This window comes from Corynebacterium frankenforstense DSM 45800 (assembly GCF_001941485.1).
GTDB classification, from domain to species: domain Bacteria; phylum Actinomycetota; class Actinomycetes; order Mycobacteriales; family Mycobacteriaceae; genus Corynebacterium; species Corynebacterium frankenforstense.
The window spans coordinates 1,020,383-1,041,168 of the sequence record NZ_CP009247.1 but is presented as its reverse complement, the minus strand read 5'-3'; the positions used below and the strand labels follow the sequence as shown (position 1 = coordinate 1,041,168).

Annotated in this window: 14 protein-coding genes and 1 pseudogene; 8 read left to right on the top strand and 7 right to left on the bottom strand. The window is 72.4% G+C overall.

The genetic code is table 11. The features are described from left to right. The first annotated feature begins 171 nt into the window (after positions 1-171). From CFRA_RS04540 to cydC, 4 genes are all read left to right on the top strand, one after another. On the top strand, positions 172-1,791 hold the full coding sequence (locus CFRA_RS04540) for a cytochrome ubiquinol oxidase subunit I (protein WP_075663644.1): 1,620 nt from the start codon (positions 172-174) through the stop codon (positions 1,789-1,791). Positions 1,792-1,810: 19 nt separating this feature from the next. Continuing rightward, the gene (gene cydB / locus CFRA_RS04535; RefSeq protein ID WP_075664871.1) at positions 1,811-2,860 is read left to right on the top strand and encodes a cytochrome d ubiquinol oxidase subunit II; all 1,050 of its coding nucleotides are present in this window, start codon (positions 1,811-1,813) and stop codon (positions 2,858-2,860) included. 115 nt (positions 2,861-2,975) lie between these two features. Beyond that, complete coding sequence (locus CFRA_RS04530) at positions 2,976-4,619, top strand: ABC transporter ATP-binding protein/permease (RefSeq protein WP_083667031.1); 1,644 nt, start codon at positions 2,976-2,978, stop codon at positions 4,617-4,619. After that, positions 4,616-6,301: a thiol reductant ABC exporter subunit CydC gene (gene cydC, locus CFRA_RS04525; protein ID WP_083666836.1), complete on the top strand. Its 1,686-nt coding sequence runs from the start codon at positions 4,616-4,618 to the stop codon at positions 6,299-6,301. The genes CFRA_RS04530 and cydC overlap by 4 nt, the downstream gene beginning before the upstream one ends. 88 nt (positions 6,302-6,389) lie before the next feature. On the opposite strand, the gene CFRA_RS04520 is transcribed toward cydC, so the two are convergent. Both CFRA_RS04520 and CFRA_RS04515 read right to left on the bottom strand, forming a co-directional pair. Next, positions 6,390-7,784, bottom strand: coding sequence for a DHA2 family efflux MFS transporter permease subunit (locus tag CFRA_RS04520; protein ID WP_075663643.1), 1,395 nt, complete (start codon positions 7,782-7,784; stop codon positions 6,390-6,392). Continuing rightward, the gene (locus tag CFRA_RS04515; protein WP_083666835.1) at positions 7,781-9,187 is read right to left on the bottom strand and encodes an MFS transporter; all 1,407 of its coding nucleotides are present in this window, start codon (positions 9,185-9,187) and stop codon (positions 7,781-7,783) included. The genes CFRA_RS04520 and CFRA_RS04515 overlap by 4 nt, the downstream gene beginning before the upstream one ends. 247 nt (positions 9,188-9,434) lie before the next feature. On the opposite strand from CFRA_RS04515, the gene CFRA_RS04510 reads away from it, so the two are divergent. After that, positions 9,435-10,106 (top strand): hypothetical protein, encoded by a 672-nt coding sequence (locus CFRA_RS04510; protein WP_083666834.1) that lies wholly within the window; start codon positions 9,435-9,437, stop codon positions 10,104-10,106. Between the two features lie 408 nt (positions 10,107-10,514). Beyond that, a complete protein-coding gene (locus CFRA_RS04505; protein ID WP_075663642.1) occupies positions 10,515-12,770 on the top strand; it encodes an HNH endonuclease signature motif containing protein in 2,256 nt (751 codons plus the stop codon). 25 nt (positions 12,771-12,795) lie between these two features. Here the strand turns inward: CFRA_RS04505 and CFRA_RS04500 are convergent, their stop codons facing one another. The 5 genes and pseudogenes from CFRA_RS04500 to CFRA_RS04480 all read right to left on the bottom strand — a co-directional run. Next, on the bottom strand, positions 12,796-14,253 hold the full coding sequence (locus CFRA_RS04500; protein ID WP_075663641.1) for an ATP-binding cassette domain-containing protein: 1,458 nt from the start codon (positions 14,251-14,253) through the stop codon (positions 12,796-12,798). A gap of 56 nt (positions 14,254-14,309) precedes the next feature. After that, on the bottom strand, positions 14,310-15,035 hold the full coding sequence (locus CFRA_RS04495) for a hypothetical protein (protein WP_075663640.1): 726 nt from the start codon (positions 15,033-15,035) through the stop codon (positions 14,310-14,312). Then, on the bottom strand, positions 15,022-15,918 hold the full coding sequence (locus CFRA_RS04490) for a glycosyl transferase family 9 (RefSeq protein WP_075663639.1): 897 nt from the start codon (positions 15,916-15,918) through the stop codon (positions 15,022-15,024). Before CFRA_RS04490 ends, CFRA_RS04495 begins: the two co-directional genes overlap by 14 nt. Positions 15,919-16,052: 134 nt before the next feature. After that, complete coding sequence (locus tag CFRA_RS04485; protein ID WP_083666832.1) at positions 16,053-17,102, bottom strand: nucleoside hydrolase; 1,050 nt, start codon at positions 17,100-17,102, stop codon at positions 16,053-16,055. 374 nt (positions 17,103-17,476) lie between these two features. After that, positions 17,477-18,211, bottom strand: a pseudogene (locus CFRA_RS04480) (DNA primase); the annotation flags it as partial. A gap of 527 nt (positions 18,212-18,738) precedes the next feature. Here CFRA_RS04480 and CFRA_RS04475 point away from each other — a divergent pair. Continuing rightward, entirely contained in the window at positions 18,739-19,569 is an 831-nt protein-coding gene (locus CFRA_RS04475; RefSeq protein ID WP_075663637.1) for a shikimate 5-dehydrogenase, read from the top strand. A 246-nt stretch (positions 19,570-19,815) separates the two neighbouring features. Then, on the top strand, positions 19,816-20,682 hold the full coding sequence (locus CFRA_RS04470; protein WP_075663636.1) for a hypothetical protein: 867 nt from the start codon (positions 19,816-19,818) through the stop codon (positions 20,680-20,682). Positions 20,683-20,786: the final 104 nt, after the last annotated feature.

Genomic DNA, 20,786 nt, shown 5'->3' with positions numbered 1-20,786 from the left:
GACGGCGGTACCCGGGCAGATTCTCCGGCTGCCCCGCGACCACTCCCCTGCGGCCGCTTCCGCCTTCCCTCACCGCGTGCCGGGGGCACGTGAACGCAGCCAACGCGACCGGCGGGCGGTGAAGTCTCTCATCGAAACCGGAGCGTGCTCACGTAAAGGGGCTGATTGACAGTGGATGTCCTGGACATCTCACGCTGGCAGTTCGGCATCACGACCGTCTACCACTACCTCTTCGTGCCACTGACCATCGGACTCGGCCCGCTCGTCGCCCTGATGCAGACGTTCTGGCAGACCACCGGGCGCGACTACTGGTACCGCGCCACCAGGTTCTTCGGCACCGTCTTCCTCATCAACTTCGCCATGGGCGTCGCCACCGGCATCGTCCAGGAGTTCCAGTTCGGCATGAACTGGTCCGAGTACTCCCGCATGGTCGGCGACGTCTTCGGCGGCCCCCTGGCCCTCGAGGCGCTCATCGCGTTCTTCCTCGAGTCCGTCTTCCTGGGCGTGTGGATCTTCGGCTGGGGCAAGGTCCCCGGCTGGCTGCACACGACCGCGATCTGGATCGTCGCGGTGGCCACCAACATCTCGGCCTACTTCATCATCGTGGCCAACTCGTTCATGCAGAACCCGAAGGGCGCCGTCTACAACCCCGAGACCGGCCGCGCCGAGCTCAACGACATCGCCACCCTGCTGTTCAACAAGACCGCCTTCTTCGGGTACCTGCACGCCGCCGCCGGCGCCTTCCTCACCGGCGCGACCTTCATCCTCGGCGTGTCCTGCTGGTGGCTGATCCGCGCCCGCCGCCAGGCCGCCAAGGAGAACTGGGCCGAGGACGACCCGCGGCGCGCCCGCCACGAGGTCCACCGCCCCGTCATCCGGCTCGGCCTGTGGGCCACCTGGATCTCCACCGCCGCGATCGCCTTCACCGGCGACCTGCAGGCCAAGCTGATGTTCATCCAGCAGCCGATGAAGATGGCCTCCGCCGAGTCGCTGTGCCACACCCAGACCGACCCGAACTTCTCGGTGCTCACCGTGGGAACGCACAACAACTGCGACTCCGTCATCCACCTCATCGACGTGCCCTTCGTCCTGCCGTTCCTGGCCGAGGGCAAGTTCACCGGCGTGACCCTGCGCGGCGTGCTCGACCTCCAGGCCGAGCACGAGGCCCTCTACGGCCCCGGCAACTACATGCCCAACCTCTTCGTCAGCTACTGGTCCTTCCGCGCCATGATCGGGCTCATGGTCGGCTCGGTCCTGCTGGCCCTGTTCGCCTGGTGGTTCACCCGCCGCGGCAAGGCACCGACCGGCAGGAGGGGCACCTGGTTCGCCCGCTGCTCGCTCATCGCCGTGCCCTTCCCCTTCCTGGCCAATATCGCCGGCTGGGTCTTCACCGAGATGGGCCGCCAGCCCTGGATCGTCCACCCCAACCCCGAGTCCGTCGGCGACCCGCGCACCGAGCTGATCCGCATGACCATCGGCGAGGGCGTCTCGCACCACTCGGCGGCCTACGTCTGGTTCACCGTCATCGGCTTCACCCTGCTCTACGGCCTGCTCTACTGCCTGTGGTTCTGGCTGGTGCGCCGCGCCGTGCTCCTCGGGCCCCCGGCCGAGTCCGGACCCGACCCCGCAGGCGGCACCGAACAGCCCGGCCCCGCCTCCGCGGTCGGCGCCGAGCACCCCATGAGCGTCGAACCGGTGCGCTTCGCCACCGCCGTGACCGGCCCCGACGCCGGTGCCGCGGACACGGGCACCGACGCCGCCACGTCCACCCCCGAGCCCGGGAAGAACTAGGAGGAACACCATGTTCGGCATCGAACTTCCCGTCATCTGGTTCATCCTCATCGCCGTGCTCTTCGCCGGCTACTTCCTGCTCGAGGGCTTCGACTTCGGCGTCGGCATCCTCGCGCCCTTCATCGGCCGCAACCGCGCCGAGCGCAACACCCTCGTCGGCACCATCGGCCCCGTCTGGGACGGCAACGAGGTCTGGCTGATCACCGCCGGCGGGGCCATGTTCGCCGCCTTCCCCGAGTGGTACGCCACGCTGTTCTCCGGGTTCTACATCCCGCTGTTCCTCATCCTGGTCGCCCTCATCGTGCGCATCGTCGCCCTCGAGTGGCGCAAGAAGGTCTCCGACCCCGCCTGGGAGCGCTGGTGCGACCGCGGCCTGGCCTTCGGCTCCTGGGCCCCGGCCATCCTGTGGGGCATCGCCTTCGCCAACATCGTCCGCGGCCTGCCGCTCGAGGCCGACCACTCCCTCGACGCCGGCGCCGCCCTGGCGACCGTGTTCAACCCCTACGGCCTGATGGGCGGGGTGACCTTCACCGCCCTGTTCGTCTTCCACGGCCTGACCTTCATCCGCCTCAAGACCGACGGCGTCGTGCGCCAGCGCGCCCAGCGCTTCATCGTGCCCGTCGCCGCGGTCACCGCCGTGTGCGGCGTGGTCTTCCTGGTCTGGACCGTGCTCATCGCCGCCAATGAGCCCTGGGCCTGGGCGCTGGCCGTCCTCGCCGCCGTGCTGCTGCTCGCCGCCGCCCCGATGATGTACCTCGGCCGCGACGGCTGGGCCTTCCTGCTCAGCTGCCTGGTCGTGCTCTGCTGCACCGCGCTGCTCTTCGGCTCGCTCTTCCCCGACGTCATGCCCACCACACTCGCCGGAGGCGAGTCGCTGACGGTGTGGAACGCCGCCTCGGCGCCCTACACCCTGAAGTTCATGACCTGGGTCGCGCTGATCATGACCCCGCTGGTGCTCATCTACCAGGGCTGGACCTACTGGGTCTTCTCCCGTCGCCTGCGCGCCGAGGACGCCCACGTGGAGATTTCCGACGCCCTGCCCCGCCACGTCGTCAACGAGGCGCGGTAGCGTGCGCCGCGGCGTCGCCCCCGCCCAGCCCGTCCCCGAACCGGTGGACGGGCCCGCGGGCCTGCCCGACGCCGCCGACGCCGCGCCCCGGCGCGGGCCCGTCGACCCGCGCCTGCTGCGCCTGTCCGCGCCCACCCGGCGCTGGATCGGCGTGGCGGGCCTCCTGACCGCCTGCCAGTCCGTGGCCACCGTGGTCATGGGACTGATGGTCGGCCTGGTCACCGCCGGGCTGATCGAACAGCCCGGGCGGCCCTTGAGCTCCTGGGCCGGGCACCTCGGGGCGCTGGCCGCAGCCGTCCTCGTGCGCGGCACGGTCTCCTTCGCCCAGTCCCGCTTCGCCCACCGGGCAGCCGCTGCCGTCACCGTCGATCTGCGTGCGAAGGCACTGGAGCGCCTCGCTTTGGCCGACCCCCGCAGAGTCGACCGCGCCGCCTGGCGCACCACGCTGGGCACCGGCATCGAGGGGCTCGGGCCGTATCTCACCGGCTTCCTGCCGGCGCTCGCCGGCACCGTGATCGCCACCCCGGTCATGCTCGCCGTCGTCTGGTGGCTCGACACCCCGTCGTTTCTGATCGCCCTGGTCACCGTCCCGCTCATCCCCTTCTTCATGTGGCTGGTGGGGACACTGACCGCCGGGCGCACCGAGCGCCGCCTGCGCGACCTCTCCGTCCTGACCGACCAGCTGCTCGACCTCATCGCCGGGCTGCCCACCCTGCGCACCGTCGACCGCCAGCGCGACACCCTCGCCGAGGTCCGCCGCCTGTCCGACCGGCACACCGGCTCCACGGTCTCCGTGCTGCGCATCGCGTTTTTGTCCAGCCTCGTGCTGGAGTTCCTCGCCACCCTCTCGGTGGCGCTGATGGCCGTCGGCATCGGCTTCCGCCTCCTCGACGGCAACATGACCCTCGCCGCGGGACTGACCGTCCTGGTCATCGCGCCCGAGGTCTACAACCCCATCCGCGAGGTGGGCACCCGCTTCCACGACGCCCAGGACGGCCTGGCCGCCACCGACGCCGTGCTCGGGGCGCTCGCCGGCGGTGCCATGGCGGGTGCCGCGCGGCCTGGTTCCGCGGACACCGGTTCGGGAGCCGCGGACACCGGGGACACGGATTCCGGCCGCGCCGAAGGCGACGCCGGGGCCGCTGGCGTCGGCGTGGGCGCCGGCGCCGGCGCCCACGCCGACCGCGCGGGAAGCGCACACGCGGAGGCGGACGGGACGTCGTCAAGCAAAACCGACGAGGGCGTGCGCGTCGTCTTCGCACACCTCACGGTGCCCGACCGCGACGGTGCGCGCCCGCACGACCTGAGCGGGGTCGCCGAGCCCGGCGCGCTGACCGTGCTCGCCGGGCCCAACGGCGCCGGCAAGTCGACCGCGCTGCTGGCGCTGCTCGGCATCGTCACCGACGGGGTCACCGGCACCGCCCACGTCGAGTCCGGCGGCGAGGTGCTCGACCGCGACGAGCTGTGGCGGCGGGTCTCCTACCTGCCGCAGCGTCCCGTCCTGGATCCGGCGTCGGTGGGCGACACCTCCGGGCTCTCGCTCGGCCAGCGCCAGCGCGTCGCCTTCGCCCGCGAGCTCGAACGCGACGCCGCGCTCATGGTCTGCGACGAGCCGACCGCCCACCTCGACGAGGAGAACGCGCTGGTCATGATCGATCAGCTGCGCCGGCGCGCCGCCGACGGGGTGACCGTGGTCGCCGCCAGCCACGACCCGCTGCTCATCGCCGCCGCCGACCGTGTCATCGAGGTGAACGCATGAGCGCCACCAAGACCCTGCGCGGCGATCTGGCCGCCCTGCGCGCCGCCCGGCCCCTGACCGGGCTGCGGCTGCGCGAACTGATCGGCCCCGTCACCGCGGGGACCGCCACCATGCTCGCCTCCATCGCGCTGACCGTCGTCTCCGCCTGGCTGATCACCAAGGCCTGGCAGCGGCCCTTCGTCATGGACGTCATGGTCGCCGTCACCGCCGTGCGCGCCCTCGGCATCTCCCGGGCGCTGCTGCGCTACGTCGAGCGGCTCTCCGCCCACCGCCTCGCACTCGGCACCGCCGGGCGCACCCGCGTCGGCGCCTACCGGCTGCTCGCCGCCGGCGACCCGCGGAAGGCCATGGGGCTCGGCTCCGGGGCGCTGCTGACCCGGCTCGGCGAGGACGTCGACGAGGTCGCCGACGTCATCGTGCGCGCCGTCGTGCCCGTGGGCACCGCCGTGGTCACCGGGGCCGTCTCCGTCGTCTTCGTACTCTTCGTCTCCCCCGCCGCCGCCCTCGTGCTGGCTGTGGGGCTGGTGGCCGCGGCCGTCGTGCCGCCGTGGCTGGTCGCCCGCGGCGTGCGGGTGGCCGAGGACCGCCGGGCGGCGGCCGGCGAGGCCTACACCGCCGAGGTCGACCAGGTCCTCTCCGGCTCGGCCGCCCTGCGTGTGCGCGGCGAGCTGGACGGCGCGCTTGCGCGTGCCGACGCCGCCGCCCGCGAGCGCGAACGCGCCACCGAGGCCGGGGCCCCCGCGCTCGCCTGGGCCGCCGGCGCCCAGAGCTGGATCCACGGGCTGACCGTGCTGGGCGTGATCCTGCTCGCCGGGAGTCTCTACCTGGCCGACGGGCACTCCCCGCAGTGGCTCGGTGTGCTCGTGCTGCTCGCCCTGGCCGCCTTCGAAGCGACCGGCGAGCTGCCCGCCGCGGCCGAGACGCTCACCCGGGCCGCCGGTGCCGCGCGCCGGATCGCCGCGTTCGCCGAGGGGTCGGGGGCTTCTGAGGAGGGGTCTGCCGCGGACGGGTCCGTGGCGGAGGGGGCCTTGGCCGGCGGCGCTGTGGCCTCCGGCCCGCGCCCGCCCGCCGAGCCGGACGTCGTCGCACGCGGCCTCGTCGTCGGCTTCGACACGGACGTGGCCACCTGGGACCTCGAGGCGCCCTTCGGCAGCTTCCGCGAGATCGTCGCCCCCTCCGGCTACGGCAAGACCACGCTCCTGCTCACACTCGCCGGTCTCCTGCCCCCGCGCGGCGGCACCGTGATCATCGGCGGGCTCGCACCCGCCGACTACCCCGCCCACGAGCTGCGCCGCGGCGTCTTCTTCACCCCCGAGGACGCCCACGTCTTCGCCACCACCGTGCGCGACAACCTCGCCGTCGGTGCCGCCGGCGCCACCGACGCCCAGATGCACCAGGTGCTCGAGGCCGTCGGACTCGAGGACTGGGTCGCGGGCCTTCCCCGGGGCCTTGCCACCATCCTCGACTCGGGTGCGGAGAGCCTCTCCGACGGCCAGCGCCGCCGCCTGCTCATCGCCCGAGCCCTGCTCACTGACTCCCCCGTGCTGCTTCTCGACGAGCCCACCGAGCACCTCGACCCGGCAAGCTCCGCGGCGATGCTCGAGATGCTCTCCTCCGGCGACCTGCCGGGTGCCCGGGCGCGGCGCACCGTCATCGTCGTGCGCCACCCGCGCACGCGGTAGTCGTCTCCGGGCGGGTGCCCTGCATGTGCGCATGTGCGGACACCCGGCGTGTGCGCGGCGTGCACAGCGGGCACCGGCCCGGCGCCGCCTACCCGGCCGCGTCCTGCGAGCGCACCCGCGTCGTCGCGCGGAAACCGGAGACCGCGTAGAGCCCCACCAGCAGCCCGCCGACCGGCAGCAGCATGCCCACGGCCAGCGCGCCGGCCTGACCCAGCGGCCCGGTGCCCACCTGCAGCACCGCGCCCAGCGAGGCCGCGCCGAGCACCGCGCCGACCTGCCGGGAGGTGTTGTAGACCCCCGAGCCCGCCCCCACCAGGTGCTCGGGCAGCCCCCGCATCGAGATCGTCGAGTTCGGCGACCAGCACGCCCCGTTGGCCACACCCAGCAGGCAGATCGGCGCCAGCGTCCACATCACCGGAGCCTCAAGCCACATCACCACCGCGAACGAGCACATCGCCGCGATGAGGAAGCCGAAGCCCGTCTTCGAGATCAGCCCCGGCGCCAGCCGGTCGGTCAGCCTGCCGGCCATCGGCGCGACGATCACCGAGAGGACGCCCATCGGGATCATCATCAGCCCCGCGTGCCGCGGGTCCATGCCCTTGACCTGCTGCAGGTACAGCATGATCGGCAGGTGCACCGCGTAGACCGCGAAGCCGAGCGTGGCCACCGCCAGCGCGCCGCGGGCGAAGTTGTTGTTGGCGAAGAGCTCCAGCGGCATCAGCGCCTCCCTACCGGTGCGCCCGGCACGGGCCTGCAGCCACACGAAGCCCACACCCGCGGCCAGCCCCACGATCAGCACCGCGATAAGCTCCGGGCCCCAGCCGAGCTCCGGGCCCTCCTGCAGCGCGAAGACCACGCCGAGCACCGCGACCAGCGAGACCAGCGCACTGACCGGGTCGACGTGCGCGGCCGTGCGCTCCAGGCGCGGCACCCAGCGCGAGACCAGCAGCAGCGAGACCAGGCCCAGCGGCACGTAGGCCGCGAACGCGAAGCGCCAGTCGGCGATCCCGACGATCAACCCGCCGAGCACCGGCCCGAACATCCCCGTCGAGCCCGCCACGGCCGACCACACCCCCATCGCCTGGCCGCGGTGGTCCGCCGGGAAGACCCGGTTGATCACGCTGAGCGGCTGGGGGTTGACCAGCGAGGCGCCGAAGCCCTGGCAGGCGCGCAGCACGATCAGCGCCTCGATCGTCGGCGCCATCGCGCAGCCGGCCGCGCACGCGGTGAAGATCGCCATGCCGCACAGGTAGACCGTGCGCTGCCCGAACCGGTCGCCGAGGCGTCCGGTGACCAAGAGCGGCACCGCGAAGGTCAGCAGGTAGACCGCCGAGACCCACACCGCCTGGTTGACCGAGGCGCCCAGCTCACGCTGGATGTCCGGCAGGGCCACCGCCACGAAGGACTGGTCGAGCAGCGTGACGAAGAGGCCCACGCACAGCGCCCCGAGCGCGTGCCACGGCCGCGTGGAAGCCTGCGTCACGCGCGCCCCCTCCGCTTGCCGACGTCGCGCCGCTCACCGTCGCCGGTCGCCGCACCGTCGCCGGTCGCCGCACCGTCGGCGGTGCCGGCGCCTGCGGCGCCGGGCCCGCCCGTGGAAGCTTCGGCGCCGGGCGCGCCCGTGGAACCTTCGGCGCCGGAGGGGTGGGACGGGACGTCGGCAATTGAGCGCAGGTCGCCGCCGGCGGCCTCGAGGGTCTCGCGCCCGTGCAGCGCCCAGGAGAGGAAGGCCAGGGCGGTCACCGCGCCGCAGACGGCGAAGCCGACCGGGAAGCCGGCGGCCTGCGCGACCGCGCCGACGACGATGGGCCCGAGGATCGTGCCGCCGTCCTGGGCCATCTGGAAGTTGGCCAGCACGTTGCCGCCGGAGCGCTTGTTGCCGATGACGTCGGCGATCACGGCCTGCTGCGGCGGGTTGAGCACGCCCGCGCCCGCGCCGGCCAGCGCCGAGGCGATGAGCAGCGGGTAGAAGCTGTCGGCCAGGCCCAGCGTGCCGGTGAAGACGCCGTTGGCGGCCAGCCCGATCAGGATCAGCGGGCGGCGGCCCACGCGGTCGGCCAGGCGCCCGGAGAACTGCAGGCAGATCGCGTTGCCGAAGGCGAAGGCGGCCATCGCCAGGCCCGCGATCGCCCCGCCGTGCTCGAAGACGGCGGCCGCGAACAGCGGCAGGGTGGCCACGCGCACGCCGAAGTTGGACCAGCCGTTGGCGAAGCCGGAGACCAGCACGCAGCGGTAGGCGCGGTCGGCGAAGGCCTCGCGGAAGGTCATCGGCGGGTGAGTCGGGTCCTTGGCCGTGCGTCCCGTGCCCGCGTGCGGCATGCGCCACCACACCACGCCGACGGCCACGAAGAGCGTCGCGCCGTAGATGGCGAAGGGCGCGCGCATGCCCAGCGAGGACAGCGCCGCGCCGAGGACGGGGCCGATGATGTTGCCCAGCAGGAACGCCGAGGCGTAGGCCGAGGAGCACCGCCCGCGGATCGTCGGCGGGGCGAAGCGGACGATGATGCTCATCGCCGAGACGGTGAACATCGTCGAGCCGATGCCGCCCAGGCCGCGCAGCAGGAGGATGTGCCAGTACTCCTGGGCGACCGAGACCGCACCCGTGGTCACCGCGACCGTGGACAGGCCCGTCAGGTAGACCCCGCGCGAGCCCAGCCGGTCGATCAGTTTGCCCGATGCCGGCGCGAAGAGAAGGCGCGAGAACGCGAAGATCGAGACCACCGCGCCCGCGGCCGCCATGCCGACGTCGAAGCTCTGCGCGAACTGCGGGATGATCGGCGCGATCAGCCCGTAGCCCAGGGCGATGAGGAAGGCTGCTGCGACGAGCACCCAGATCTCGGTGGGGATCTTCGGCTTCGCGGTTGTGACGGTCTGGGTCTCTGACATGGCTTTCTCGGTGGTGCTCCCCTGCTCTGTGGGCGGTCTTGTCCTGTGGCGGGCCCTGACGGGCCATGGCGGTCTGTGCGTCCGCCCTTTCCGGTGGCCTCTGGGCGCTCAATGCCGCAACCACCCTACCCCGGGCGCGCACGAAGTCCACCGAACGTCCTGGACAGCGCCAGGTTTTAGAATGTGTGTTCTAATTTTGCGGCGGAGTGGGGCCTTCCCGTCACGCGGCGTTCTTAATGTGCGGGTCATGAAGAACTCCACGAACCCCGGCAACTCTGACGCTTTCTCCTCCATCGGCGGGCGCGGCCGTTCTTCGGCCGGCCGTTTCCCGGTGAGCCGTGGCGGGCGCGCGGCCCGTCACGGCGCCGCGCGTGACGGCTCCCCCGCGCGCCACGGTGCGGCCACGCGCAACGTGCGCGGCGTCCGGCGCCGCCCCACCCACCGCGCCGAGACCCCGGACCCGGATCTCGCCGGCTCGCTGGCGCGCATGATCCAGAACCGCGAGTCCGACTCGCTGCGCAACGTGCTCTCGATGGTCCGGCACCCGCGCTCGCTGGTACGTCCCGGAGCCCGCTGGCGTCCACCGACACTGCAGCTTCCCGAGGTGCTCGGCGAGGACGCGGCCGTCGTCGCCGTGCGCCGCCACCGCGTGGGCACCCGCGCGCGGGCCCGCATCCGCGGCTGGAGCTCCGAGACCGAGCCGGCCTACCTGCTCATGCTGCGCTTCAGCGCGACCGAGAAGGAACTGCCCGCGGCCACCCCGGAGGCCTGGGTGCGCGCCCTGGTGCCCACCGCCGCAGCTGACGCCGTCCACCAGCTCACCGGCGAGACCGCACCGACCTTCTGCTGGTTCGTCGACCGCGACTTCGCGCCGGTCCACTCCCCCGCGTCGCTGTTCACCGCCGGCGAGGCGGCCTGACGGGGTTCGGCGGGCGGGGCCCGGCGGCCGGACCGGCGCGGCCGGCAGGGCGGTCGGGCGCGGCCGGCACGGCTGGCACGGCCGGGCAAGCAGGGACCGGCAGGCCGGACAGGCGCGGGCGGCAGGGCGGGCACACATCCGTGAGCGTGGATACGGATGCAGACCATGTTCGACCACGCGTTTGCCTCGGCCAAACAGTCACAACCCGCCTGGATCTCGCCGCACACACCGGATAATCAGCGGACGGACCCCAAGAAACTTCGAAAAATATACTCGAACACACTTGCGTTCTATCGCATGGATCGCTAGGCTCGACACCGGAAAGCACGAACAACACTCGGGGGAAATTCACGCGGCGAGGGGCCGCACCACCGGGAACGGACCATCACCGCCGAGGGGGTGACTCTGATGACCGCGACCACCAAGAACCGCTCCGATGACCCGCGCGTCGCGGAGATCACCGCTCTGGCCCGCACCTGCGCCGAGTCCATGGAGAAGATCTCCGAGATTCTCGACAGCGGCCTCGACGCCCACACGTTCACCGCGACCATCCCCGCGATCAAGGAGCTCGAGACCTCCCTGGCCTCCAAGGCGATGGTCGACGCGGCCTTCGCCCACCTCTCCGAGGTCCACCGCGCCGGCAACCTGGCCGGCACCTCGAAGACCCACCTCTTCCTCACCGAGACGCTGGGGATCTCGCGCAAGGAGGCCTGGGCCCGTATCGAGGCCGCGAAGTCCATCTACGGTCCCGCCCAGCCCGCCGCGGCCGGGCCGGGGGATCCGGGGACCGGGAGCCCCGGCGCCGACCAGGACAGTTCCGGTCAAACGGACGGTAACGGCCAGGCTGACAGTGACGGCCAGGCCGCGGACGCCGAAAGCTCCACCCACACCGACGGTGACTCCAGCAGCACCTCCGGCGACGAGTCCGCCGACGGCACCTTCAACCCCTTCAACACCTTCGCTCCCTTCGGCTCAGAGCGCGAACAGCAGCAGCACGAGCAGCAGGAGCGGGAGAAGCGCGAACGCGAGCAGCGTGAACGTGAAGAACGCCGCCGCCGCGAGGACGAGGAACGTGCACGCGAGGAGGCCAAGCGCCGTGCCGCCGAGGAGCGCCGCCGCAAGGCGGAGGCCGACAAACGCGAGGCCAACCGCCTCGCCCGCGCCAGGAAACTCGCCGCCGAGAAGGCCCGCATCATCGACACCGAGCTCAAGACCCTGCTCGACTCCGCGATCATCGGTCGCGAGGAGCTGCGCAAGGAGGCCATCCTCGAGGCCGACAAACGCTCCCCGGAGGACCTGCGCGCCTGGCTGCGCTCCCGGATTGCCGAGGTCAACCTCGGGGCCCGCGACCCGCTCGCCCCGTACAAGAACCGCTACGCCTGGCTCTCCCCGATCAGCGCCGATGGATCGGCGACACTCCAGGCGAAGCTGACCCCGCCGATGGTCGCGCTGGTCGAGGAGCTCTTCGCCGACGCGCTGAAGCCCGGCACCGACATCCCCGACCTCACCCCCGACACCCCTCCGGGCGACGGGCCGAAGCCCACCAAGAAGAAGGACAACCGCACCGCCAAGCAGCGCAAGTGCGACGCCTTCTTCCAGGCCCTGGCCCACTACGCCGCAGCGACGGACAAGGCCAGGGGCTGCGCCGGCCTGCTGATCTCGCTGACCGCCGAGCACCTCGACGAGATCGATGAGGCCGCCTCGGCCATCAGCAGGAATCTCGAGACCCTGGGCGACGCCGGTCGCGTGGACCCGGACAGGATCCCGGTCTGGCGCAAGGCCTACCCCACCAACACCTCGGTGGACCTGACTCTCTTCGACATGCTCGCTCTGCAGGCCTCGGCCTACGACATCGAGATCCTGCACTCCCGCAATGGCGACCCGCTGCACGCCGGGCGCTCGCTGCGGCCGGCGAGCTTCATGCAGAAGGCGGCCCTGGTCGCCACTGAGCTGGTCTGCTCCTACCCCGGTTGCACCGAGCCGGCCATCGCCTGCGAGGTCCACCACCTCGTCGCCTGGCTGCTCGGCGGCCGCACAGACGTCGAGAACCTCACGCTCAGATGCAAGGACCACCACGGAGACAACAACGACAGACGAGATCCCCAGTGGAAACGCGGATGGGCCGACAGAGACCCCGAGACCGGAAGAGTCGGACACACCGGATTCCACACGGCCGACGGGCTGACCCCGGTGGACCTCAACGAGACCTCCCGGGCACGCCGAGCCGCCGGGTCGAAGATCCGCGACGCCAACGCCGACCCACCGGAGGGCAGTCCCCCGCGCGCAGGTGCCCCCGGGGCAACCGATAACTCTGAACCGACCAATGATCCCGGGACACCTGTACCCGAGGCGCCCGACTGGCTCGACGACTACGAGGACTACCTCGCCGAACGGGCCAAACACGAAGAGTCCGACGCGACCGACCATGCCGGCCACGGCGATGTCTTCGGCGACGCCATGGATGGCGGCTACCCCAGTAACGCCTCCGACGGCGCCAGCTGCGACGACGCCATGGACGGCGACCACTGCGGTGACGCCTCCGAAGGCGCCAGCTTCGACGACACCGTGGACGCCCACTACTCCGATCACCTCAGCTCCAACGAGGATGACGGGGACAACGATGACAACGGCGGCTGGATGCAGCCCGGGCTCTTCATCGCCTGACGGGTGTCGCATCGCCTGACCGGCGTCATCGCGTCTCGCGCGGTGCCGCCAGATCGACCTGTCGAACCGTCGCGTAACCGCCGACCTCTCCGACGAAACCGACATCGTGGCAGGTCAGAACCACCGCGGCACCCGAGGCCAGTGCCTCTGCGATCAACCGGTGCGCCCGCCGGCGCCCCGCGTGATCGAGTCCCACGTCGGGCTCGTCGAGAAGCACCACCTCCCGGCCCAGCCCGGTCACTGCTGCCAGCTGCGCGACGCGCAGGTCGGCCCGCGCCAGATCCAGCGGGTGCTCCTCCGGGTCGAGCCCGCAGGCCGTGCACCTCTCGGCCGAGCCGACCCACCGCCCGACCGTCGGGTCGACGGCCTGGTCGTCGGGGTCCTGGACGGCCATGGCGACGGAGGCGTCGACCTCGGCCGGCGTCGGCCCCAGTCCGGCCAGCGCCCGCAGCAGCGTGGTCTTGCCCGAGCCGTTCGGACCGCGCAGCCAGACCACCTCGCCTGCGGCAAGGCTCAGGTCGACCGGCCCGAACCAGTCGCCGGTCCTGTGGTCATGCCCGGGTGCGGAGGCAGCCCCGGTGGCCTCCGGAACCACCCGGGCGGCCTTCGACTTCCGGGAGAAGAGCTTCCCGAGCACCCGACGGACGCGCCCCTTCGGCTCCGGTGCGTATCCCGGACGGGCGACCAGCCCGCGGATCACCGCGACCGTCTTTGGCCGGTGGGCTCCGGTTGCGGCCTCATCCGCGCAGGAGACATCAGCACCATCACCCGCGCAACCCGCGTCAGCCTGATCACCGTCACCGGCGCCGTTTTCACCGGCCGGCCCGACCCGCTCCGGCAGTTCCACCGGTCCCGGATCCGTGAACGCCACCAGCCGCATCCGTCCGTCCGCGCCGGACGCCGGACTCACGGCCCGCACCCCGCCGAGCTCGGCAACCGGGGACGTACCCAGCACCAGCACCCGGCCACCACGACCGGCGAACCGGCGGCACAGCCCGGCCAGTCGCTCCCGCGCCCGCGGATCCAACCCGGCGAACGAGTCGTCGAGGACCAGTACGTCCGGATCCGTGGCCAGCACGCAACCGACCGCGAGCCTGCGTGTCTGCCCGCCGGAGAGCCGCGCGGGGTCGCGCTCCGAAAGCCCGGAGAGCCCCAGGCCCTCCTCAGCCAGCAGCCCGGAGACACGCGCCTCCATCTCGGCGCGCTCCACGCCGCGCTGCTCGAGGGGGAAGGCCAGCTCCTCGGCCACGGTCGCTCTAAGCCCCGTGACGTGCAGGTGCGCGTCCTGCTCGACCAAACCAACCGCGCCCCACCCGGTCGGCGGCTGCGCGCGCAGCCGGGTGCCCAACCGGCTGAGCCCCGACCCGGACGGGGCGACCAGCTGCAGGACCTCCCCCGCCGCAAGCTCACCGGCCACGGCGTCCACGAGAGCGTCGACCCGCATGCCGTCCACGCCGTCGTCTGCCAGAGCGTCTCCAGCCACAGGGTCTCCTGCCGCAGCATCTCCCATCGCAGCATCTCCTGCCTCAGCATCTCCCATCACGGCAACCACCCCGCACGCGCCGCCCACACCGCGGCGACCACAAGCGCCGCGCACGGGACGGCGAACAGGCGCAGCACGCGCTCGCCCGGGACGTCGTCAATCGGGCGGAAGGTGGTGCGTTTTCCCGCGAGCCCCACGCCGGCGGCCTCCAGGGCGCCTGCGCGACCGACCGCCCGTGTCATCAGCAGCGAGACCAGCGGCACCACGGTCCACGGCAGCACGGTGCGCACGCCGACGCGGCGCCCGGCCAGGCGGTTGGCCTCGCCGACGGTGCGGGCGGCGTCGCGGGCCTCGGGCACGGTCTGCAGGGCGCCGGCGACCAGGTAGGCGGGCTTGCCGCCGAGACCGGCCTGCTGCATGGCCACGGCCAGGCGTGGAACGTCGGCGGCCGCAGCGGCGGCGATCACGACGGCCACCAGCGCGAGCACCCGCAGGCCCAGCACCCCGGCCACGGCCGCCCCGTCGAGGGTGATGCCGGGGGCCACGCGCTGCTCGCCGAAGGGGATGTGGATGATCGCGGCGCTGGCGGCGACCGGCACGGCGACCAGCAGGCTGCCCGGGATGACGGTGCGCGCCCGCCCACGCAGTACAGCGTGGGCGAAGACGAGCGTGACGACGGCCGCCGAGAACCACGCCCGGTTGACCCCGAGGACGAGCAGCCAGGCGGCCGCGGCGAGCGCGAACCCGGTCAGCGGGTTGCCGCCCGCCCTACGCGCCGGCACCACCGTCGACGGCACCCGCGGTACCCGAGGCACCGGCGGTACCGGCGGCACCGGCGGCATCCGCACCCCGGCCACGCACGGCCGGCACCGCGTCGGGGGCCCGGAAGGCGCGCAGCGTGCGCTTCGGCAGCGCCTTGACGGTGCCCCACACGGCGAGCATGACCAGCGCCTTGTCCAGCGGGTCGGACAGGATCGACTGCAGGGTGACCGAGCCGAGCAGCGAGTTGCCCATCTCGCGGAAGAGCGAGACGACCGCACCCGTTCCCAGCCCCGAGGTGCCGCCGTAGACGAAGGCGGCCACCGGGGCGGCGATCATCGCGGTGACCACGCCGATCAGCGCGCCGACCACGGCCGTGAGCACGATGTTGCGCAGCACCCCGCGGCGCACGGCCCAGCCGATGAGCAGGCCGGTCACCGCCGAGCCCGCGGCGAACGGCAGGGCCGAGGGGTTGAACACGCCCCAGACCACGGAGCTGAGCGCGCCGGTGGCCAGGCCCGCCACGGGCCCGCCGAGCGCGGCGACCAGCGCGGTGCCCAACGAGTCCAGGTAGAGCGGCAGCGGGGTCATGGTGCCGACGATCTGGCCGACGACGATGTTCAGCGCGATGGCCACCGGGATCACCGAGACGGTGCGCACGGGAAGTCGCGGCACGGTCGCGCACAGCAGCAGCACCGCCCCGCCCAGGTAGCCGAGCAGCGTGACCACGGCCTGCCAGGACCCACCGACGCTCTCCCAGTCGCCCGGGCGGGTGAGCACCAGGAAAAGCCAGGTGCCGGCGATCAGCAGTCCGCCGGCGATGGCCCCGGCGCGCTGCAGCGGCGTCCAGGCGGGAGTCGTCTTCGCGGAGTCGTCCGCGGCGTTGTGGGCGGTCTTCGGTGACATGGTGTTCCTCTGCGTCGGGCGGCGCGCGGTGCGCCGGCGTGGACGGGCCGCGGTGTGGCCCGCGGTACGCCCCGGCTATGTCACCTCGCCGGGACGGTCCCCTTCTACCCCGCGCATGCTACCTCGCGGGCGCTTCAACGCAGGAAACCAGCCAGCAGTGTCGCCGAGCGCAGCAGCTCGGCGCGCGCCCCGGCCACGTCGACGTCGTCGACGATCAGGGCGTTGCTTGCCGACGTCCCGCCCTCCGACGTGGCGTTTCCCTCCCGGTCGGCGGTGGTCCGGCCGCGGTGCTCGCCCTCGGTGTCGACGTGCACGCGGGCGGGCGTGGCGGTGAAGTCGACGGTTCCCAGGGCGATCATGCAGGTCACGGCGTCGTGGATCTGGGCGAGGTAGCCCTCGCCGACGGCGCGGTGGAACTCGAAGTACCAGCGCAGCATCTCGGGCAGGCGCTTCGCCACGGGCACCGGTCCTAAGGCGGCGATGAGCTCGCCCAGGAAGTCCGGGTCGACGGTGAAGCGTTCGGTGACCGCGAGCGAGCAGACGGTCACGGCGGTTCCGGAGTCGAAGAGCTCGGCGGCGGCGTGCGGGTCGACCCAGGAGTTCCACTCCGCGAACGGGGTTGTGTTTCCCGGGTAGTCGTAGGTCCCACCCATCAGGGTGGTCCGCGGCAGGCGGGCCCCGCTTCGGAGCCGGAAGGCGGCGTCGGTGGCCGGGCCGGTGACGATCAGCCGGTCAGCCTCGACGCGGCCCCACAGGTCGGTCAGGGCCTCCGGCCCCGCGGGCAGGCGCTGCGGGTCGACCTCGGCGCGCAGGTAGCCGGTGCCGGTGGGCCCGTGGGTGTCCGGGGTGGTGGTCAGCTCGACGTGCTCGGGTGCGGGGAGCCCCGCGACGACGGGAATGTCGCCGAGGCCGCACAGACGCAAAATCCAGGCGCTGTTGGCCGCGGCCTGGTGCGCGGTGGTGTTGCCGGCGGTGGCGCTGACGCCCGCCAGGGTGATCTCGCCTGCGACGTGCAGGCCGGCGAGATAGACGAGCGCGAGAGCGTCGTCGATGCCGGTGTCGCAGTCGAGGAGGACGCGCGGGGCCCCGCCGGAACCGGCGGCGGCATCGGCGCCATCGACGCGGCCGGCCTCGGCGCGACCGGGTCCGCCGGAGTCGACGCCGGCAGGGCGCTCGAGGGTCACCGGTCGGCCGGCTTCTCGGGCTTCCCAGTGGTGTCCCCCGCCGTCTTCCCGGCCTCGGCTCCGCTCACGCCGTCATCGGAGTCGTCGTCCGAGTCTTCGTCGTCTTCGTCGTCGATGAAGTCGTCCTCATCATCATCGTCGAAGTCGTCGTCATCGTCCTCGTCGTCGTCCTCATCATCGAGGTCGTCATCGTCGAGGTCTTCGTCGTCATCATCGTCGCCGTCGAGATCATCGTCGTCCTCGTCCTCGCCGTCGAGGTCGTCGTCGATGTCCCACTCGAGGTCGTCATCGTCGTCGAGGTCGCCGTCGTCCAGCTCACCGTGGCCGAGCAGCCCGGCGGCGGAGGTGGCCACCACATCATCGTGGTCGGCGCCGTAGAGGTCGTAGACGTCCGGCTCGAGGAGGTCGTCGTCGACGGGCATCAGCTGGCTCTCCCAGTTCTCGGCCTGCTCGGCGGCCAGCGCCAGCACGTCGAAGAGCTTGTCGAAGTCAGCGAAGGAGCCCAGCTCCAGGATCTCCTGGGAGGCCAGCGCGGCCTCGTCGGAGAGGTGCGCGAAGAGGCGCTGCCGGTCGGCCTCGGTGAGCACGGCGTCGTCCTCGGAGTTGCTCTCCCACAGCTCGTCGATGGCCTGGTCGACCATGTCCTCGTACTCGTCGCTGGTGGTCACGAAGCTGACGGAGGCGCGCGGGACGTCGTCGACCGCGGCGACGAGCACCTGCAGCTCGGAGGCGGCGCCCACCTCGGCGCGCACCAGGTTCGGGTCGGTCGGGTCCTGGAAGAACTCCAGGTCCCCGATCCGCTCGTCGGTGCCGTCGAGCAGGTCGCGCAGGACGGTGATCACCTGGTCCTCGGCCATGTGCGCGGCGACGGTGCGCACGGCGTCCGCCACGGAGAAGACGACCGAGACCAGGGCGGCCGAGAAGTCCTCGTCGTCCTCGTCGACGTCGGCGGCGGCGATGTAGACGTTCGCGGCCGGCAGGTGCGGGTCCACCTCGACGAACTGGATCTCCACGTCCGAGGTGATCGGCACGAAGAGCACCTCACCGCCGACCCTCGACTCGATGCCGTCGCTGTCCAGCGCCGTTGCGATGTCCTCGAAAAAGCTCATGTCCATTTACCTTCCACTGGGGAGAGATTCCGTCAGGAACGGTCCAAGAGAGTCCAACAGAACTGGGCGATCGAACACGGCCCGCACCGTCCGGGGCGGCACCCCGGGGACGAACCGCCGCCCAGCCTAGCGGCACCCGCCCCGTCCCGTCCCGCGCCGCGCACCACGGCACCGCCCCGCGCACACCCCGTCGCGCACCCCGGCACTACCCCGCGCGCACCACGGCACCGCCCCGCGCACACCCCGTCGCGCACCCCGGCACTACCCCGCGCACACCGCCACACAGCCCCGCGCACACCCGCCACGCACCCGGCCTCGCGCCTCGCAGCCCGCCCCGCGCACACCCGCACCAGTCCCCGCGGACGTCTCGTGCGCGACGTCGTCAATCGACTCCCGGCGGCGCCGGCACCGGCGCCGAGCCACCCCCAAGGCGCCGCACCGCACCCCCGAATGCGCCTGTGACCCGGCACACCGGCACCGCCCGGAGAGTTCGCGGGTGGCTCCCGGAATGTTCTACGGTGGGCCCCATGCTCACTTCCCGGCAACAGGTCAACCGTCTCGACCGCGAGACCGCACTGTGCATCTCCCTGGCCGCGCGCCCCTCGAACCACGGCGTGCGCTTCCACAACTACCTCTACGCCGAGCTCGGACTGAACTTCGTCTACAAGCCGATCGCGCCCGCGGACATCACCGCGGCCGTCGCCGGCATCCGCGGCCTCGGGATCCGCGGCGCCGGGGTCTCCATGCCGTACAAGCAGGAGGTCATCCCGCTGATCGACCACCTCGAGGACTCGGCGGCGCGCATCGACGCGGTCAACACCATCGTCAACGACGAAGGCGAGCTGACCGGCTACAACACCGACTACACGGCCGTGGCCTCGCTGCTGGAGCAGCACGGCGTGGACCAGACGCTGCCGGTGGCCGTGCGCGGCTCGGGCGGGATGGCCAACGCCGTCGTCGCCGCGCTGACCGACCACGGCATGCGCGGCACCGTCGTCGCCCGCAACCACGTCACGGGCACCTCGCTGGCCGGCCGCTACGACTGGGAGTTCTCCGGCGTGGTTCCCGAGGACGCCCGCCTGCTGGTCAACGTCACCCCGATCGGCATGGAGGGCGACCTGGCCGACGAGCTGTCCTTCTCCCCCGAGGAGATCGACCGCGCCGAGGTCGTCTTCGACGTCGTGGCCTCCCCGGTCAACACCCCGCTGATCCGCGCCGCCCGCGAGGCCGGCAAGCCGGTCATCTCGGGTGCCGAGGTCGCCGCCCTGCAGGCCGCCGAGCAGTTCGCCCTCTACACCGGCGTGCGCCCCACCGCCGAGCAGGTCGCCGCCGCCGAGGACTACGCCTCGCAGCGCTAGTTCGATTTCCGACGCCGCGCCGCTCCCCCGCCGCGGTTCCCGCGCGGGTGCTGCGTGTTGCCGCCGCCGCCCACGCCGTCGCTGTGTTGTCGCCCCGGCTCCCGCGCCGGCGCCGCGTTGTTACGCCGGCCTCCCCGCCCGGTGCGCGCGAACCGCCGGGCGTAGGCTGGCCTGCGTCCAATGCCCGGCACATGTCCTTACCCCGAGGAGCCGGGCGCCCCGACCGACTGACGAGGAGGCCCGCCCGTGGCCCTGTTCCGCCGCAAGAAAGACGAACCCGAGGTCCTCGACCCGGAGCCCGAGACCGATCTCGAGGCTCTCGCAGACGTCGAGGTCGACGGCTCGGCCAAGTGGCTCGTCGCCATCCTCGACCGCGCCGCGCGCGTGCAGACCTCCGTCGTCGAGAAGCACGTCGACCGGCTCAAGCGCAAGAACCCCGACGCCGACGCCGCCGAGCTGCAGGACAAGCTGGACACCCAGTTCCGCAACGCCGTGACGGGCACCGGCGCCTCCTCGGGCGGGGCGTCGGCCATCCCCGGCATCGGATTCGTCACCGGTGCGGTGGCCATCGGCGCGGAATCGGTCGTCTTCGTCGACTTCGTGGTCGCCTACACGATGGCCAGCGCCTACCTGCGCGGCATCGACATCCGTAACCCGCGCGAACGCCGCACCATCGTCCTGGTCAGCCTGCTGGGTTCCAAGGGCTCCGTGGTCATCGACACGCTGCTGCCCGAGGGCCTGTCCACCACCGGCCTGCCGGCCGTGGCCAGCCTGTCGCGGCTGAGCGGGCCGACCCTCAACGAGGTCAACAACCGGCTGGTGCGCACGGCACTGAAGAGCGTGAGCAAGCGCATCCGCCGCGCCTGGCTCGGCAAGCTGCTGCCGATGGGCGTCGGCGTGGTCGTCGGCTCGGTGGCCAACCGCAAGCTGGCCGCCCACGTCATCGAGCACACCAACGAGGCCCTCGGGCCCGCCCGCTTCGGCGAGGGCCTGCCGCGCGGCGGCGTCATCGACGCGGAGCCGAACACCCCGATCGGCGCGGGTGCGGAGAGCGCCGCGGGCGCCGACACCGCAGACGGCGGCACCACGGACAGCAAGGCGGACGCGCAGTAGCCGCGAAGTAGTCACCCGGCCTCGGCCGGGCACACCGCGGACCACGCGCGCCGAGCTGCCCTTGTGCTGAATGCGTGCTGAAGAGCCGTGCCGAAGCCTAGTTG